Source organism: Brevibacterium sp. MGP-B1 (assembly GCF_057766545.1).
Genome location: NZ_CM173407.1, coordinates 4,078,380 through 4,094,202, shown reverse-complemented (window position 1 = coordinate 4,094,202; position 15,823 = coordinate 4,078,380). Strand labels below are relative to the sequence as shown.

At 67.6% G+C, this 15,823-nt stretch carries 15 protein-coding genes; 2 read left to right on the top strand and 13 right to left on the bottom strand.

Going from position 1 to position 15,823, the window contains the following annotated elements; translation table 11 throughout:
• Positions 1-25: 25 nt before the first annotated feature.
• Positions 26-835 (top strand): 3-oxoacyl-ACP reductase FabG, encoded by an 810-nt coding sequence (gene fabG / locus AC3CD9_RS18580; RefSeq protein WP_488365475.1) that lies wholly within the window; start codon positions 26-28, stop codon positions 833-835.
• A 242-nt stretch (positions 836-1,077) separates the two neighbouring features.
• Here fabG and AC3CD9_RS18575 read toward each other — a convergent pair whose 3' ends face one another.
• Positions 1,078-2,391, bottom strand: a complete 1,314-nt coding sequence (locus AC3CD9_RS18575; RefSeq protein WP_488365474.1) for an acyltransferase family protein — start codon at positions 2,389-2,391, stop codon at positions 1,078-1,080.
• Between the two features lie 131 nt (positions 2,392-2,522).
• A complete protein-coding gene (locus tag AC3CD9_RS18570) occupies positions 2,523-4,397 on the bottom strand; it encodes an amidohydrolase (protein WP_488365473.1) in 1,875 nt (624 codons plus the stop codon).
• Between the two features lie 181 nt (positions 4,398-4,578).
• Here AC3CD9_RS18570 and AC3CD9_RS18565 point away from each other — a divergent pair, with 181 nt between their 5' ends.
• The gene (locus AC3CD9_RS18565) at positions 4,579-5,076 is read left to right on the top strand and encodes a hypothetical protein (RefSeq protein ID WP_488365472.1); all 498 of its coding nucleotides are present in this window, start codon (positions 4,579-4,581) and stop codon (positions 5,074-5,076) included.
• A gap of 346 nt (positions 5,077-5,422) precedes the next feature.
• Here the strand turns inward: AC3CD9_RS18565 and AC3CD9_RS18560 are convergent, their stop codons facing one another.
• From AC3CD9_RS18560 to AC3CD9_RS18510, 11 genes are all read right to left on the bottom strand, one after another.
• On the bottom strand, positions 5,423-6,082 hold the full coding sequence (locus tag AC3CD9_RS18560) for an ATP-binding cassette domain-containing protein (RefSeq protein ID WP_488365471.1): 660 nt from the start codon (positions 6,080-6,082) through the stop codon (positions 5,423-5,425).
• Positions 6,069-7,121: an ATP-binding cassette domain-containing protein gene (locus AC3CD9_RS18555; protein ID WP_488365470.1), complete on the bottom strand. Its 1,053-nt coding sequence runs from the start codon at positions 7,119-7,121 to the stop codon at positions 6,069-6,071. Before AC3CD9_RS18555 ends, AC3CD9_RS18560 begins: the two co-directional genes overlap by 14 nt.
• Positions 7,118-7,900 carry an ABC transporter permease gene (locus AC3CD9_RS18550; protein WP_488365469.1) on the bottom strand — a complete coding sequence of 261 codons (783 nt, stop codon included), beginning with the start codon at positions 7,898-7,900 and terminating at the stop codon, positions 7,118-7,120. The genes AC3CD9_RS18555 and AC3CD9_RS18550 overlap by 4 nt, the downstream gene beginning before the upstream one ends.
• Positions 7,897-8,922: an ABC transporter permease subunit gene (locus AC3CD9_RS18545; RefSeq protein ID WP_488365468.1), complete on the bottom strand. Its 1,026-nt coding sequence runs from the start codon at positions 8,920-8,922 to the stop codon at positions 7,897-7,899. The genes AC3CD9_RS18550 and AC3CD9_RS18545 overlap by 4 nt, the downstream gene beginning before the upstream one ends.
• Entirely contained in the window at positions 8,892-10,502 is a 1,611-nt protein-coding gene (locus AC3CD9_RS18540) for an ABC transporter substrate-binding protein (RefSeq protein ID WP_488365467.1), read from the bottom strand. The genes AC3CD9_RS18545 and AC3CD9_RS18540 overlap by 31 nt, the downstream gene beginning before the upstream one ends.
• A 77-nt stretch (positions 10,503-10,579) precedes the next feature.
• Positions 10,580-11,317, bottom strand: a complete 738-nt coding sequence (gene ureG, locus AC3CD9_RS18535; RefSeq protein WP_139906761.1) for an urease accessory protein UreG — start codon at positions 11,315-11,317, stop codon at positions 10,580-10,582.
• A gap of 116 nt (positions 11,318-11,433) precedes the next feature.
• On the bottom strand, positions 11,434-12,315 hold the full coding sequence (locus AC3CD9_RS18530; protein WP_488365466.1) for an urease accessory protein UreD: 882 nt from the start codon (positions 12,313-12,315) through the stop codon (positions 11,434-11,436).
• A complete protein-coding gene (locus tag AC3CD9_RS18525; RefSeq protein WP_488365465.1) occupies positions 12,293-13,066 on the bottom strand; it encodes an urease accessory protein UreF in 774 nt (257 codons plus the stop codon). Before AC3CD9_RS18525 ends, AC3CD9_RS18530 begins: the two co-directional genes overlap by 23 nt.
• 8 nt (positions 13,067-13,074) lie before the next feature.
• Positions 13,075-14,787 (bottom strand): urease subunit alpha, encoded by a 1,713-nt coding sequence (locus AC3CD9_RS18520; RefSeq protein WP_488365464.1) that lies wholly within the window; start codon positions 14,785-14,787, stop codon positions 13,075-13,077.
• Entirely contained in the window at positions 14,780-15,397 is a 618-nt protein-coding gene (locus AC3CD9_RS18515; RefSeq protein ID WP_488365463.1) for an urease subunit beta, read from the bottom strand. The genes AC3CD9_RS18520 and AC3CD9_RS18515 overlap by 8 nt, the downstream gene beginning before the upstream one ends.
• On the bottom strand, positions 15,397-15,699 hold the full coding sequence (locus tag AC3CD9_RS18510; protein ID WP_092009102.1) for an urease subunit gamma: 303 nt from the start codon (positions 15,697-15,699) through the stop codon (positions 15,397-15,399). The genes AC3CD9_RS18515 and AC3CD9_RS18510 overlap by 1 nt, the downstream gene beginning before the upstream one ends.
• Positions 15,700-15,823 lie beyond the last annotated feature (124 nt).

The window sequence follows — 15,823 nt, the reverse complement described above, 5'->3', positions numbered from 1 at the left end:
ACCGACCACGCACGAAAGGCATCCCATGACTGAATCCACAACCGCGAACTCCGGCATCACTGTCACCGAAACCGGCGGAGTCACCGCCGTCCCCGGCCTCCTGAGCGGCAAGGTCGCCGTCGTCACCGGCGGCGGGCAGGGCCTCGGCCTGGCGATGGCGCGCAGCCTCGTCGACTCCGGCGCGAAGGTCGTTCTCGCCGATATGAATGAGGTGAGTCTGCAGGCGGCTGTGACCGAACTCGGTGGAGACGCCGTCGCCACGGGCGCGGTGTGCAATGTGTCCGACCTCGAGGCCGTCGAAAAGCTCGCCGAGGCGGCCACGACCGCATTCGGCGGTGTCGACATCTGGGTCAACAACGCCGGCATCACCCGCGATGCGACGATCCGGAAGATGACCGAGCAGCAGTTCGACGACGTCATCTCCGTGCACCTGCGCGGCACATGGAACGGCCTCAAGGTCGCCACCGCGCTCATGCGCGAGCAGGACCGCGGCGGCTCGATCATCAACGTGTCCTCGATCAGCGGCAAGGTCGGCAACCCCGGACAGTCGAACTACTCCGCAGCGAAGGCGGGCATCGTCGGCATGACGAAGGCCGTGGCCAAGGAGGTCGCGTTCAAGAACATCCGCATCAACGCGATCCAGCCCGGTTTCATCAACACCGCCATGACCGCGGCCATGCCGCAGCACGCGATCGATTCGAAGCTCGCCGAAATCCCGCTCGGTCGTCCGGGCGAACCAGAAGAGGTCGCCTCCGTCGTGCTGTTCCTCGCGTCTGGACTGTCGAGCTACCTCACCGGCACCGTCACCGAGATCTCCGGCGGCCGCAACATCTGATCAATCCCCTCGCCGAGGCGGGGCGACGTCTGCGTCGCACCTTTGCCGAGGCGGCCCGACGTTCCCGTCGCACATTCGCCGAGGTGGACCTCCCGAACACCGTGAGCAACGGCCCGACGTCCCCGCGGGGAAGTCGGGCCGTTGTCGTTCGGTGGGTTCGACCTTCTGTGGGGTGTCCCACCTGGCGTTCCGCTTCCCCGCCGGGACGCTTCAGCGTGACGGTCGGACCTCCTCGGCGAGGATCAGGTCTTGGCGGATCGCCGACCGGGCAGGCGGACGACGCCGAAGGCGACCATGCCGATGAGCGGCAGCACCGGCCAGATCCAGGTCACACCCTTGTCGTTGACCATTCCGGTGTCCGCCATGATGGCCAGTCCCGCGCAGATGGCCACTGAGGCGGCGATCGGCATCCACATGGGAGGGGCGGGACGATCGTCGGGAGCGGGGGTTTCGAACCGGCCGAAGATCGCCACGAGCACCCCGGTGATCGCCAGCAGAACGAGTGCCCACAGCGGGCGAGTTGCCCACCAGATCCCGGTCAGCGGGGTCGGCAGCAGGGCATCGGCGTCGAGGCCGATGAGGACGTTGGCCAGGGCCGTCAGCGCGGTCAGATGCCAGAGGAACCAGGTCATGATGCGCTGGTTGACGAGCACCGTGAGGAACCACAGTCCGGGGCTGCGCAGCAGTTTCGCCAGTGGGCGCTGGAGCAGGAGCACGATTCCGGCCTGGGCCATGCCGAGGAAGGCCATGGTCACACGGGTCGGGGCGGAATTCGAGATCGTGTCGGTGCCTGCGGTGATCATCGACATCGGATAAGGGCCGAAGCCGACGAGGAGCCCGAGCCCGACGGCGCCGATGACGAAGAGCAGCAGGCAGCGTCTGATGCTGGATAGTCGGCCGTCGAGCCACGCATAGCCGAACTGATGGAAGCTCGCCCAGACAAGCAGGTAGTTCGGGTAGCCGAGGAGCTTGCTGTCGGCGGCGATGCTGATGGCGTCGACGACGCCGGCCAAGCCGATGCCTGCGATGATCGACCACCAACCCCACTTCTCCCACAGGATCAGACACGGCGGAGCAACGATCACGACGAGCAGGTAGGCGGCGAGGAACCACGTCGGCACGAGCGCCATCTGGGAGGCCAGCTGGACGGAGGCGGGTTCGGCGCCGGTGGCCAGGGCGATGACGCAGGTGGCCAGCCAGACGAGCAGCAGCGGGATGAGCGGAAGGCCGAGGCGGCGCAGGCGCGCCCGCAGCCATTCGGCGTAGCCGGTCTGACGCCGCCTGGCCGAACGCCAGGACAGTGCGTTGGAGTAGCCGCCGACGAGGAAGAAGATCGGCATCACCTGGAACACCCAGGTCAGAGGGTGCGTCCATCTGGCCTGGTCGAGCAGGCCGTGAGGTTCGATGCCGCCGGTGGCGCTGACGGCGATGATCGTCCAGTGGCCGAGCACGACGACGGTGATCGCCGCGGCGCGCAGGAAGTCGACCTCGCGGCTGCGAGAGTCCGGAGTCGCCTCATCGACCTTACGGGCCTGGGCCAGAAACGAGCGGGGCATGCGGGGACGTCCTTGTCAGTTGGTCGAGGGAGCAGTTGATCGAGGGAGCAGTTGATCGAGGAAACGATTGGTCGAGGGAGCGGGCAGTGCGGGTCCCGCGCATCGCCGAGGCGGTCGTGCACCTCGGCGATTCAGGCCCGGTATTTCACCTCGCCGCCGACGACGGTGAGCGCGACTCGGGTGTCGCGGATCGCCTCGGCGTGGGCGAACAGGGCCTCTTCGGAATCGTAGCCGAGGAGGCCGTCGCGCTCTGCCGCGCCGACACTCGAGTGGTCAACGTTGAGCCCTTCGGCCGCGCACGGATCGGTGTCGACGACGATGAAGTCGGCGTCCATGCCCGGCGCCAGATATCCGCGCCGGTCCTCGAGACCGGCGGCGAAGGCCGGTCCCAGAGTGTGCAGGCGGATGGCCTCGACGGCACTCAGGCGACGGTGCGGCTGGAAGGTCGTCGACGCTGCACCGGAGATGTTCGCCCTGGTCATCGCCGCATAGATCGCGGCGAAGGGGTTCGCATGCTCGACCGGACCGTCGGAGCCGAAGACCACGTGCGCCCCGGCGTCGAGCAGGTCGGGCCAGGCATAGGCGGCCAGCTGCGCGGACTCGTCGATGAGGTGGAGCAGGTGCAGGTCGGAGATGCAGTGGCGCGGCTGCATCGACGCGACCACCCCGAGCTCGGCGAACCGGGCGACGTCGGCCGGCTGGATGAACTGGGCGTGTTCGACGCGGTGACGCAGGGGTCGGCCGAACTTCTCTTCCGCGGCCTTCGTCGTTTCCCGCAGGCGGTCGTAGACAGCGAGCACATGGTGGTTCGCCTGATCGCCGATGGCGTGGATGGCCACGGAGATTCCCGCCTCGGTGGCGATGTGTGCCTGGTCGAACAGTTCGTCTTCGGTCATCTGTACGACACCGAAGTTCTCGTCCTCACCGTCGATCGCGGGAAATGCTGAGGACATGTGCGAGGTATGCGAGCCGAGCGCCCCGTCCGAGAACAGCTTCAGCCCGCCGCACTGCAGCCAATCATCCCCGTCACCGGTGTGCCAAGCGGTTTCGATCGCCCACGGCACTTCGGGTGAACGCAGGAACAGGGTCACGCGCATGTCCTGCCGACCGGACGCGTGCAGGTCATTCCAGCCCAAGGTCGAGGCGATGCCGTCGAAGTCATGGATCCCGGTCAGCCCCTGGGATAGGAAGAGCTCCTGGGTGGTGGCGAGGCGTTCGACCTGGTCCTCGCGGCTGGGTTCGGGGATGAAGCGGGCGACGAGATCGGTGGCGTCTTCGCGCACCAGACCGGTGAACTGCCCGTCATCGTCGCGGACGAAGCTGCCGCCCGAGGGGTCGGGGGTCGCCTCGTCGATGCCGGCGATCTCGAGGGCGTGGGCGTTGACCCACAAGGTGTGCAGATCAAGTGACCACATCGCCACCGGGTGGTCGGGGACCTCGGCGTCGAGGAGTTCCCGGTCAGGGTAGCTCGGGTCCTCCCACTTGTTGAGGTCCCATCCGGAGCCGACCACCCAGGTGCCCACCGGGAGGGAATCGGCGCGTTCACGGATGGCGGCGACCGCCTCGGGCAGCGATTTCGTCTGGGACAGGTCGAGGTCGGTCAGGGAGTCGGCGTAGAGGATCGAGTGGATGTGTCCGTCGACGAATCCGGGCAGGATGACCTGCCCGCTGCAGTCGATCTCATCGATCTCGAGGCCGGGGACGACCGTAGTGGCACCGACCCCGCCCGCGGAGGCGAGCGCCGCCGTCGTCGACGATTCTGCGGCGGCGATGTCGAGAAGTTCGGCCCGGGTGCCGATGGCTACGATGGTCTCCCCATCGACGAGGATCGCATCCGGGGCCGCCTGCGTGAGGTCGACGGTCGGGGTGGGGGTCGGGTGGAGGGCCGTGTCTGCGTTCGATCCGCTCGGGTCGGATGCGATCGACGCAGGGGTGATCGGGGCGGGGGTGCTCGAGGCGGCTTGGGGTGCGAAAGTGCGCACCACGGCGTTGGAGAACAGACGCATGGACACCAGTCTAGAGCGGGTGCGGCGAAGTCGCTGAGTGGGCCGATCACCACCCCTTCCGTGCTACCTGACGGCGGCCCAGATACCTCGCGCGAGGTTGCTGCGCCGCCGTCAGGTAGTAATTGGGGGTCGGAGGCGAGGGCGCGGCAGACAGTTTTCTACGAGGAGTAGAATCGAAGGCATGACTCACTTCTTCAGCACCGATGACTCGCGGCTGGCGGCGAGCGCTCGGATCATCTTGCCCGCCGTCTGGCTCGGGCTCATCATCGGCATCTCGCTCATCGAGGCGCCGCTGAAGTTCACAGCCCCCGGCATCACGATCCCGCTGGGGCTGGGCATCGGTCGGCTGGTGTTCGGAGTGATGAACTGGGTCGAGCTCGTCATCGCCGTGATCCTGCTGTGGGCGCTGCTGAAGTCGGGTGTCGATCGCGTCTACCGCAGCGTGGCCTGCGGGCTCATCGGAGTGCTCATCATCAAGGTCGTCGTCATTCGACCGCTGCTCAATCAGCGCACGGATGCGGTTCTCGCGGGAGTCGATGACGGAGGGTCATCCCTGCATCTGCTCTACATCGCTGCCGACGGACTGCTCATCGTGGGGCTGGTTGGTGCACTCGTGCTGGCAGTGCGCCGTTGGGTGACGTTCCGACCGGCCGTCGGTGCAGGCTCCTCGACTGAGTGACTGTTCGCCCGGCAATCGGAACCGGTTCCTCGGCTGGGTGACGATCCGACCGGCTGAGTGACTGTTCGCCCGGTTGTGGGCGCAGATTCGCCAGCTGATCAGGCGGCAACGACACTGTCATCGGGTTTCGTCCCATCACTCATCGGCATTTGCGCCAGTCATCGGAATCTAACTCGATGCCCTGATCAGAACTCGATGACGAACCTGCGGCTGGAGGCTGACGAACCACAATCGGAGCACACCGCATCACATATGGTGCAGGTGCGAATCACATGTCGTCCGACACCTCTGTTCGCATCCTGATGCGCTGGACGACATGTGGTCGCTCCCGGCGTCAACTGCGGACTCAGAGCGTGATGTAGGAGTAGCCGGCGTCGGTGGCTGCGACGAGGTCGCGGTCGTGGGTCGCCCAGACGATAGTCTTCCCCGCCTCGGCGAGGTCGTTGATGAGCCAGGCGATGCGTGCGGCATTCGACGAGTCGAGGGCGGCCGTCGGCTCGTCGCAGACGATGGTGTCGATGCCGCTGGCCAGCGCACGGGCGATGCAGACGCGTGCCGCCTGACCGCCCGAGAGTTCGCCGCACCGTCGGCGAGCCAGCTCCGGGCCGAGCAGCGCGCGGTCGAGCAGAGCTTCCAGGCGACGATCGTCCCCGGCAGTTCCGGCAGCATCACGCCCGCGCTCGGCACCAATCGCACCCCCGGCACCGCCCGCGCCGCCACCACTCGCACCCCCGGCATCACGCACGGCCCACGTGTGTTCGATGACCTCGGCGACAGTGTGCCGCGGGTTGAGCCATTCGCGCGGGTTCTGCGGAACGATCACCCCGAGGTCGCCGTCGACCTGCCCGCTGCTCGGGGTCAGGAAACCCGTCATGGCCAGACACAGACTGGTCTTCCCGCTGCCCGACGGACCTTGCAGCACCGTCACCGTCCCCGCGGGCACGTCCGCGTCAACCGGGCCGATGCGGGACGAGGCGTAGTCGATCACCACATCAGTCAGCTTCATTCCGGCACTCCCCCGTCGACGATTCGGTTCCGTCCCGCCCCGGCCTCCGGTAGGGTCCGGCCCCCGGCTCAGCCCCGCCACCCGGCAAGGTCCGGCCACCCGGCTGGATCCGTCCGCCTGCCCCGACCGCACCTTCGCCGAGGCGGCGCAGCTCGTCCCCGCCCCGGTACGTCCAGGGCGTCGGTCGAGTCCCAACGGCCAGCGGCAGCGGATGCGCACCGGCTGCCGGTGCGGCCGCTGCCAGCGCCTGCGCATAGGCATTCACGGCGAGCCCGGCGAAGAAGTCCTCAGCCGAACAGTCTTCGACGATATGCCCGTTGAAGATCACCGCCACACGATCGTCGGGCCGGGCATTGCGCTGCAGACCTGACAGGTCATGCGTCACCGCGAGCACCGCGCGACCGCCGGTCGATGCCTGCTCATTGAGCACGCCCACCACGGCGTCGGACTGTTCGGGGTCGAGCCCGGCGGTCGGCTCATCGCAGACGAGCAGCCGCGGGGACTTCGCCACGGCTGCGGCCAAGGAGATGCGGGAGATCTGTCCTCCCGAGACCTCGTGAGGCCGCCTGCGCAGAATCGAGTTCTCCAAGCCGTACGCCGCCAGGTCGGGACTCTCTATCCCCGCTCGAGCGAACCAGTCAGTCAGACGCATCGCCGGCGGGAACGTGTCCATGGCGTTCTGCGGAGCCCAGGCGATCACACCGGTACGACGCATCGTCGCCATCGCCCGACGACCCGACCCGGTACCGAGGTCGATGCGACCGTCCCCGGGGACAGCCGCCTCGGCGACGTCGCGCTTCGCATGGGCACCCCGCCCGTCTGGGACCCCGACGATCTCACTGAGATCCAGCACTCCGCGGACCTTCGCATCGACTGGGCTGAGGCCGGCGAGCAGATTGCACAGCGTGGACTTCCCGGCCCCCGATTCGCCGACGAGCCAGGTGATGCCGCCGACGCGCATCTCGAGGTCGAGGGCGGACAGCACCTCGCCGGTGCCTGGCAGACTCAGCGTGATGTCACGGAGATGAAGAGCAGTCACAGCGATCTGGGCCTCTCTCCGAGGCGGCGGGCGAGGATCGTCGGCGGCAGGAGCAGCACCATGAGCGCACACGTCGGCACGACCAACGTCCACCACGCCCCGACCGTCATATCCGACTGCCCCCAGGCGATGAGCGGCCCCAACGACACCGCGGCCGGATCGACGCCGATCCCCAAAAACGCCGTCGTCGCCTCATGCACGACTGCCGACGGGAAGATCACAGCCATCGCCGCCGCTACGCGCCCCCCGGCCGCCGGCAGCACATGCCACTTGAGGATCTGCCACCGACCCGCGCCGAGGCGGCGGTCGAACCGCACCCACCCGGAGTCCCATTCCTCCCGCACCTTCGGCCCGATGAGCTGAGCCGCCAACGGCCAATGCGTGAGCGCGACGGTCACCATGATCGCCGTGCGACCACCACCGAGGATGCCGACCACGATGAAGGTGAACAGCATCGAGGGCACGACCAAGGTCGCGATGAGCAGTCCCGTCGACACCTTCGACAGCGCGTTCGACAAAGTCGAGACCACGCCGATCCCGGCTCCGATCGCGGTGGTCGCGACCGCGGTGATGAGCGCGGCCAAGGCCGAACCGCCCGCGGCATCCCAGACCGTCACGGCCACGCTGCGACCGAAATGGTCGGTCCCGAGCAGACCGCCGGCGCCAGGAGGCAGAAGCGCACGTGAGAAGTCGGTGCCCTCGCCGGGCAGGAATCGTCCGCAGATGAGCAGGACGAGCACGACTCCGAGGATGACGGCACCCCACACCCGCCGGTTCATGCGTACCCCTTTCCGAGCACGCCGGTACTGGCCCCGACGGTCAGGAGCCGGTCATCACCGCCGGCCCCGAACGACCGCACACCGAGCACCAGCCCGGTCGTCACCGCCGCGGCGATCGCCGTGACCGTGGCCAGCAGCGGCAGATCGGCGCCGGCAGCCGCCTCGACGAGGGCATTGCCGAGTCCCGGATAGGACAGGACCGCTTCAACGGCGGCTTCACCGAGGATGACCACCGGCACGTAGATGACCGCCGGTGCGCGCACGGCCGCCACGATCGACGGCAGCACGGTGCGCACCCGGGCCATCGGGGAGAATCCGCGGCCGATGAGTGCCCGCGCCCACGGCGTCGACCACACCTCGGCGGCCGCGGACCGCGCGGCGGCGATGAGCATCGCCGACCACGCCAGAGCGATCGTCACCGCCACAGGGGGAATGAGAGTGATCGGGGCGCTCGTGGCCGGGTTCGGCAGCTGCCGGCCGAAGAGGACGACGATGATGAGCGCGATGAGGAACGAAGGAACGGCCAGCCAGGCACCGATGAGCCCGGAAGTCGCCGAATTGTGAGCGAGGCCGGGGAACCTCGCCAAAAGCACAGAGGTGATGCCCACGATGACCGCGGTGATCACCACGGCACACAGGGTGGCGGCCACGGTGTTGAGACCTCTGCCGAGCACCACCTCGGCGACGGAGGTGTGCAGCAGCCGCGAATAGCCGAGGTCTCCCGTGGTCACGGACGTCAGCAGCCACTGCCACCACGCACCCAGCCAACCGCCGGTGTCATAAGCGGCGGCAAGATTCTCCCGAGCCTCGGCGGATGCGAACTCCCAGCCGGCGACGGTGTGGGCCAAGGGATTGGACGGGGACGCCGCAGACAGGGCGAACACCCCTGCCCCGCCGGCCAATCCGGCAAGGATCATCCCGCCGAGGACGATGCCGCCTCGGCGAAGGAGGTGCCGGAACCGGGATGACCCGGATCCGGTCGGGTGCGACGTCAGTTCTTCTTCCAGTCGGCCAGGTTCCACCACGGTCCCCAATCGGAGCCGTGGACGTGCGGTTCGAACGTCGTGTCGGGAATGTTCCAGCCTTCGGTGTCGGCGACGTAGGTGTGTTCGAGGAAGGCGACGATGAGGTAGCTCGGCGCGTCCATGTACTTCGACTGCACCTCACGGTAGTCGGCATCGGCCTTCGCCTCGTCGGTTTCGACGGCGGCGTGGTCGAGCAGCTCGTCCCCGCCTGGGACGGCCATGTTCGCGGGGTTGTCGAAGACTCCGGAGGTCTTCGTATGTGTGCGCAGTGCGGCTCTGATCTGGTGGTCGATATTGAAGGGCTGCTCGCCACCGGCGTAGACGATGGCCTGACCGGCGAGGTCCTTTTCGATCTCGTCCCACTCCTGACCCTTGATCTCGAGCTTCACGCCCAGCTGCTCCAGCTGGGCGGAGATCTCGGCGGCGATGTCACCGCGCACCGTGTCTCCGGCCGGGTAAGTGACATCGATGACGGCTTTCTTCCCGCCCTTGGCTCGCACTCCATTCGAGCCGGCCTTCCACCCGGCCTCGTCGAGCAGCTTCTTCGCCTCATCGAGGTCGAAATCGAACTCGGCACCAGGGTCATAGGCGTCGCCGTAGAATTCGCCGATCGGGGTCGAGGCGGGTGTGCCGTGACCGGCAAGCACCTCGTCGACGAGCTTCTCCCGGTCGATCGCGAGATTGAGGGCCTTGCGGACCGTCGCGTCCTTCGTGAATGGGTTGTCGCTGGGCAGGGTGAGTCCGCGCCAGTCCGCGGTGCGGGCGGTATAGATCTCCTGCCCCTCTCCCTTGATCTGGTCGACCGAGCGCGGCGGCACGGCAGCGCCGGAGACCTTGCCGTCCTTGACCGCGGCGGCCAGGGCGGAGGTATCGGCATAGGTCTGCAGGGTCACGGATTTCAACTCCGGAGTCGTCCGCCAGTAGTCGTCGCGGGCCTTGAGCACCGCGGTGTCCTCGGTGAGCGAGTCGAGAGTGTAGGCACCGGTGCCGACGGGTTCTGAGTTGACCTTCCAGTCCGCGGCCGGGGTGCCCTCTTCGATGGCTTCGGAGGGCAGGATGCCGACGGCCAGGCGCGAGGTGAAGGTGGGGGTCGGTTCGTCGAGTTCGAAGACGACCGTGTGGTCGTCAGGGATCTTCACCGTCTTGATCATGCGGAAGGCGTCGACGGATTCGGATGCCACCTCGGGATCGACGATGGCCTCATAGGTGGCGGCGACGTCCTTCGCGTCGAAGTCCGATCCGTCGGAGAAGGTGACATCGTCGCGCAGCTTCACCGTCCACTTCGTCGAATCGTCGTTCGGCTGCGGATCCTCTGCCGCCAGTGCCGGTGCGAGTTCGGGCATCTCCCCGGACCCGGAGTCCTCCTGCAGGCGCAGCAGGCCGTCGTAGAAGGGCGAGTTGCCGTCGACGGAGTAGCCGTTGACGGGGTTGTACCCGCCGAGGTTCTCCGTGCCGATGACCAGTTCGGAGTCTCCCCCACTGGGAGCTTCACACCCACTGAGCAGGAGCGCAAGTGCTCCCGCACCGACCGTCCAGACCATCGCCTTCCGCATCTTCATCCGTTCACCGGCCACCACGGCGGCCGTCCTTCCTGTTCGTATCGACGCACCGAGGTGGGGGCCGGGACCCGACCCCCACCTCGACGCTGGTGTCATCAGTGGCTGTGCGCGGCTTCGCCCTCGTCGTGGGTATGCATGTATCCGCCGCCCTCGGCATCCTCGTCGGCGTGGAAATGCGGAGCCATCGGGCCCGGATCGACGGGAGTGTGGTCGCCCTTGACGAAGCGGGCGTGGACCTCGCGAACCCAGTCGGCCAGGGCTTCGACGGTCTCGGGGATCTTCCGGGAGACACCGAGGACGGGGTGGCCTTCGCGCGCCTCACGGGCATCGGCGAGCATCTGCTCGACGTCGACGTCGACGTGCTCGCCGAGGTCGATCTTGTTGATCACGAGCAGGTCGGCGCGGCCGATTCCCGGTCCGCCCTTACGGGCCACGTCGCCGCCGCCGGCGACGTCGAGGACGAAGAGCTGGGCGTCGACGAGTGCCGGGGAGAAGGTCGCGGTGAGGTTGTCGCCGCCGGATTCGACGAGGACGATGTCGAGCGGGTCGAAGTCCTCTTCGAGTCCCTCGACGGCGAGCAGGTTCATGCTCACGTCATCGCGGATCGCGGTGTGCGGGCAGGCGCCGGTTTCGACGGCGCGGATGCGCTCTTCGGGCAGGACTCCTGCGGCCTTGAGGAAGCGGGCGTCCTCGTCGGTGTAGATGTCGTTGGTGATGACGCCGATGCGGAACTCGTCGGCCAGGGCCGTGCAGATGTTCGCGATCGACGAGGATTTGCCGGTCCCGACGGGTCCGGCGATTCCCAGGCGCAGTGCGCGCTTTCCGTTGCTCATGTTCTCCTCCTGGTTGTCGTGTGCGTTCAGAAAATCTCATCGCCTCGCCGAGGCGGCCCCGGCGATTCCGTGTTCGCCCAGGTGGGCGGCCGGTGGGCTCTCATTTCGGCGCCCGTTCACCGGGGCACCGCGGACCAGCCGGTCTCCCTGCCCCAGGGTTCGCCGAGAGCGGCGAGTGCCGCATCGAGGCGTTTGCGCAGGGCCAGCCCGTCATCGCCGAGCGAGTTGACCTGCACGCAGGTGTCGTCGATGGGCAGCAGAGCCGATTTCGGGTCGGCGATCACGGTCGCATCCGGCAGTCCCCCGTCGGGTTCGACGATGACGACCGAACCGACGCCGAGTGCTCCTCCGACCACGGACGGGGTGTCGAAGCCCTTCCCGGCGGGGCCGAGATCGAAGCGTTGGATGCTCAAGGCTCGGCCGCCTCGGCGAACATTGAGTCGGGAACTCAGGCTTCCCGGTTCTTCACCGTGGCGGCCGAGCAGCAGCTCTTCGCGGTAGAACAGGCGGGCATCCTCGGCGAGGTCGATGTCGACACGGTGCGTGTGGTGGCAGCCCTGGGCGGCGATGACGGGTTCGGGCACCCAGATGAGGGTGCCGCCGGATTCGACCGTGACGCGGCAGTGCATGAGCGAGGGGTCGCCATGAGCTCCGGGCAGGACCAGGGTCGCCGAGACCTCGCGCAGCAGCAGGGTCGAGCCTGCGCCGACGTGGACGTCGAAGATGTAATGATCGCCGCCGAGGGGGCCGGCTGCCGCGGTCGTCAGTGCCACCCTGGCGATGTCCGGATCGCCGTCGACAAAGGGTTCGAATCCGCTGGCTCCGGTGGGGCGCGGTACGAGCGGGGCTTGGCGTCGCAGTCCGTCGATGCGGGAGCGGGTGCGACCACTCGAGCCGATGCCGTCCGTGGATGTGGCGACCGAGGCCCGGCAGGTCATGCCGCTGGCCGAGCCCTTCGGGTTGAGCGCCCAGGTCTCAGGAAGCGAAGAGTCGAACATTGTCCCCCTCGTGCAGTTCGGCGGCGAAGTCCGACAGCGGTGCGCTCAGTGCCGGGATCTCGGCCGGGTCGCCGCGGCCGAAGTCGGTGGCACGGTCGGCTGCGTCGTCGAGGTCGGCGGCGAGGTCGATGATCGCGCCATGAGCCTGGAACGGGTCGATGTGCATGAGCTTGACCGCTGCCGTCGCCGGTCCCGTGACCGCCTCGTGGAGGATGGTCGCGGCCGTATCGGCATCGGACAGGCCCAGCACCCGGCCGACCGCACCGTAGACGAGCGGCTGCTGCAGGTCCTTGGGCAGGGTCTCCAGCAGCGGGTGCGGGTGGATGCTGCGCAACGACCGCAGCATGAGTGTGCCCAGCCAGGCCCCGATCCGGCGCAGGGCCGGGGACGGGGTGCGCGCGATGAGTTCGGCGTTGAGATCGAGCAGGGCCTCTGCAGTGGAAGTCGTCGATGCCGTGCCGGAGGCCGACTCCACGTTCGATGATCGGGCGGGGGCCGCCTCGGCGTCCGACGATCGGGTGGGGGCCGCCTCGGCGAGGATGGACTCGTCCACGGCATTCCAGGCGGCGACGGCGAAGGCCGCGTTCATCAGCCCCGTCGTGTGCAGGCGACCGCGCAGGAAGTCGCGCAGCCCGGCGATATCGGTGACCCAGCCTTGACGGATGGCCTGCTCGAGCCCCGCCGAGTGGGCGTACCCGCCGGACGGCAGGCGCCCGTCGGCGAGGACGAGCAGTGCGGAACGAGATCTCAAGCGCTGCCTCAGAACAGGAAGTAGCGCTGGGCCATGGGCACGAAGTCGGCCGGCCGGTGTTCGACGAGTTCCCCGTCGATCTTGACCGCGTAGGTGTCCGTGTTGACCTCGATGTCGGGGCGGGCGGAGTTGCCGATCATGTCGTCCTTCGTGACCTTGCGCGTCGAGGTGATCGGCACGAAGTCGCGCTGGACGCGATCGAGCTTGTCCGCGATGTCGTCGTCGATGGCCTGCTCGGACACGAACGCGAGGCTCGTGGCCGCCGCCGAGGCGGTCCGATAGTTGAATCCGAGACGTTCGGACACCGGCTGCGGGGTCGGGATCGAGGCGTTCGGGTCGCCGAGAGCGGCGACGGCGGCCATTCCGCCCTTGAACACGGTGTGCGGGCGGACGGCGAACATCGAGGGCTGCCAGAGCACGAAATCGGCGAGTTTGCCCGGCTCGATCGAACCGACATAGGAGTCGATGCCGTGGGCGATGGCCGGGTTGACCGTGTACTTCGCGATATAGCGGCGGGCCCGGTTGTTGTCGGCCCGGTCGTCGCCGGGCAGGGGGCCGCGGAGCTTCTTCATCTGGTGCGCTGTCTGCCAGGTGCGCATGGCGACCTCACCGATGCGGCCCATCGCCTGCGCGTCCGAGGACATGATCGACAGGGCACCGAGGTCCTGGAGCACGTCCTCGGCCTCGATGGTGCCGGCGCGGACGCGAGACTCGGCGAAGGCGAGGTCGTTGGGCACCTGCGGGTTGAGGTGGTGGGCGACCATGACCATGTCGAGGTGCTCGTCGACGGTGTTGACCGTGAACGGGCGGGTCGGGTTCGTCGAGGCCGGGAGCACGTTGAGCTCCGAGGCGATCTTGATGATGTCGGGGGCGTGACCGCCGCCGGCTCCCTCGGTGTGGAAGGAGTGGAACGTCCGGCCGGCGACCGCTTTGAGCATGTCTTCGACGAATCCGGCTTCGTTGAGCGTGTCCGAGTGGATGGCGACCTGGACTCCGGTGTCATCGGCCACGGACAGGGCCTTGTCGATGACGGCCGGGGTCGCGCCCCAGTCTTCGTGGATCTTGAAGCCGGCGGCTCCGCCGCGCAGCTGCTCGTACAGGGCCTCTTCGTTCATCGTGTTGCCGCGGCCGAGGAAGAGGACGTTGACCGGCCACGGGTCCATCGACTCGAACATCCGGGCCAGCCACCAGGGGCCGGGCGTGGCCAGGGTGGCCTTCGAACCCTCGGTGGGTCCGGTGCCGCCGCCGACCATCGTCGTGGTTCCGGCCATGAGGCCGACCTCGAACTGGTCGGGGCCGACGAAGTGGATGTGGGTGTCGATGGTGCCAGGGGTCATGATCAGACCATTGCCGCTGGCCACCTCGGTGTTGGGACCGACGACGAGGTCCGGGTGGACGCCATTCATCGTGTCCGGGTTGCCGGACTTGCCGATGGCGACGAATTTGCCGTCGCGGATGCCGACATCGGCCTTCACGACGCCCCAGTGATCGAGGATGATCGCTCCCGTGATGATGAGGTCGGGGGTGCCCTCGGCGCGGGTGCGCGAGGACTGCGCCATCGATTCGCGGGCGGACTTGCCGCCGCCGAAGACGACCTCGTCGCCGCCTGCGCAGTAGTCCTTCTCGATCTCGATGACGATGTCGGTATCGGCCAGGCGCACCCGGTCACCGACCGTCGGTCCGAACGACGCGACGTATTCCGAACGCGAAATCTCAGCCATCCAACTCTCCTCTGCATTCTCCGCGGAATCCCAGTGCGATGCGCGCACCCTGGATCGGGATCAGTTCGACTTCCTCATCGGCTCCGGGTTCGAAGCGCATGGCGCCGCCGGACAGCACGTTGAGGCGTTTGCCCCAGGCGCGGGCACGGTCGAACTCGAGGCCGGGGTTGACCTCGGCGAAATGGAAGTGGGATCCGATCTGGATCGGACGGTCCGAGGTGTTGGCCACGCGCAGAGACGTCACGGCCAATCCGGCGTTGATCTCGACCGGTTCGTCCTTGAGGAAGATCTCCCCGGGGATGACGCGATCGGCCGAGGTGACCGGAGCGTCGTGTTCCTGCCGGGGCGCCTGACGTGTGCCGGAACCGGGACGGCGGGGGCTCGACGGGCTGCTCTCGCCGGAGGAGGGGTGGCGTTCGCGGTCGTCGTCGATGCCTGGTTCGTCGATGACGGTGGTCTCGGCCTCGTCGTATTCTCGGCCGGGGTCGTCGGTGGCGTGTTCGGGCTCGACGTCGCGTTCCTCGGGCTGGAGCTCGTCGTTCTCGAAGGGGTTGTCGTCGCGGGGCGGCGTGTCCTCGTTCTGCTCGCCGGGAGCGTTCTCGTTGCTCATCATTGCAGCGGCCCCGTCACCGTCACGAGCTTCGTTCCGTCGGGGAACGTCGCCTCTACCTGAACCTGTGTGAGCATTTCGGGAACCCCTTCCATGACATCTTCCTTGGCCAGCACATGGCGGCCAGATTCCATGAGGTCGGCGACGGACTTGCCGTCGCGCGCTCCTTCGAGCAAGTACGAGGTGATGATCGCGGTCGCCTCGGGCAGGTTGAGTTTGAGGCCGCGCTCTTTGCGCTCGAGCGCAAGCTTTCCGGCGGTGTAGATCATCAACCGCTCTTGTTCATACAGACTGAGAAACACTGCTACTCCCGGTGACGTCGGCTGGACAGCGTCGATTCGCTCGGATGAAGTGGAATGCCTGCGTCGCACCGGGTGGTTCGGACCCGATTCGCAACCGACATCTCCTATGCCGGATTTCGGCCTC